Source organism: Pseudomonas sp. K5002, assembly GCF_013386655.1.
Classification (GTDB): Bacteria; Pseudomonadota; Gammaproteobacteria; order Pseudomonadales; family Pseudomonadaceae; genus Aquipseudomonas.
Genome location: NZ_JACARK010000903.1, coordinates 1 through 1224, shown reverse-complemented (window position 1 = coordinate 1224; position 1224 = coordinate 1). Strand labels below are relative to the sequence as shown.

At 61.7% G+C, this 1224-nt stretch carries 2 protein-coding genes; both read right to left on the bottom strand.

From position 1 onward, the window contains the following. The coding region (locus HX846_RS30755; RefSeq protein ID WP_178966835.1) for a DUF2242 domain-containing protein at positions 1 to 822 on the bottom strand (822 nt) is incomplete at its 3' end. Between the two features lie 89 nt (positions 823 to 911). Then, positions 912 to 1224: LysR substrate-binding domain-containing protein (locus HX846_RS30750; protein WP_256740138.1), on the bottom strand; the 313-nt coding region annotated here is incomplete at its 5' end.

Sequence of the window (1224 nt, the reverse complement as noted above, 5' to 3'; positions counted from 1 at the left end):
CAGAGGCGGAATCGCTTCGGTCGGCGCCGGCAGCGCAGGAGTGGTGGCCTCTGGCGCAGGTGCCGGGGCTTCCTTTGGTGCAATCGGCGCAGGTTCCGCCGGTGGTACCACCGGCTCCGATGCCGCTGGCACTACCGCCGGCGTCACTGGGGCTGCCGGTGTGGCCGGCGCTTCTTTTGGCACTTCTTTCGGCGCTTCGACCTTATCGGCCTTATCGGCCGCCGGAGCTGCCTTAGGTTCCGGGATGCCCAGGTCAGCCTTGGGCTTCTCTGGAATATGCGCTGCCTTTTTCACTTCCTGGGGCAGGAAAACGTCCACCAGGGCGAAATAACGCTCATAAAATTTCGGCGCAGACACCGTCTCGCTGGCCACCTTGACCATGGAGTCGTCGGTGGAGCCAATGGGCATCGACACCGAACCCAACACACCCACACCGAGGCTGGCGGAGTTGTTGACCTTCTTCAAGGCGTAGCGATCCTGCAAGGCGTTGGCGAACATCGTCGAGTGATGATTGCCGCTGCCATCGTCGGCACACACCACGTTGAAGCTGATCTGCAGGTGAGTTTCGCCGGTCTGCTGGAAGCTCTTGTTACCCGCCACCAGCTTTGGATCGCTGCTGGTGATGATGTAACCCTGGCTCAACAGCGCACGCCGCGCCGCTTCGCAGGCCGCCGTGTCACTGACCGGGTAATCACGGGAAAACGTGCCGGAGTCGTCGAAGTTCTCATGTTCATAAATAGCGGTCTTGGGTGACGAGCAGCCCGCAGCGCCCGCCAGCACCAGCGCCAACCCGAGGCTACGCAAGTGAAATGATGTCGACATCGAAAATCCTGAGGAAAACAGTCAGGGCGGTATTGTGCAACAGAACGTGGCCTCGGCGCGCGAATTCCTGTCGGTAAAACGTCACAGCCTTACGGGACGGTGTCCGCAGGAAAAAGCCGCTCGCCCATATGGTCGATAAACACGCGCAATTTCGCCGAGGCATGGCGACTTGATGGCCAGAGCATCCAGAAGCTGCCGCTGTGCTCCAGGTAATAGTCCAGCACCCGTTGCAGCCGGCCCTGCTCCACCGATTCGCGGACCATGAAGTCTGGCAGGCAGGCAATCCCCAGGCCTTCATGGGCCACGTGCATCAGTGATTCGATGGTGGTGGAGACCAGCGGCGCACGCAGGGTCGGCTCCGGCAGGCCCGGCTCCGGGCGCAGTGGCCAGGTTTCCAGCTTG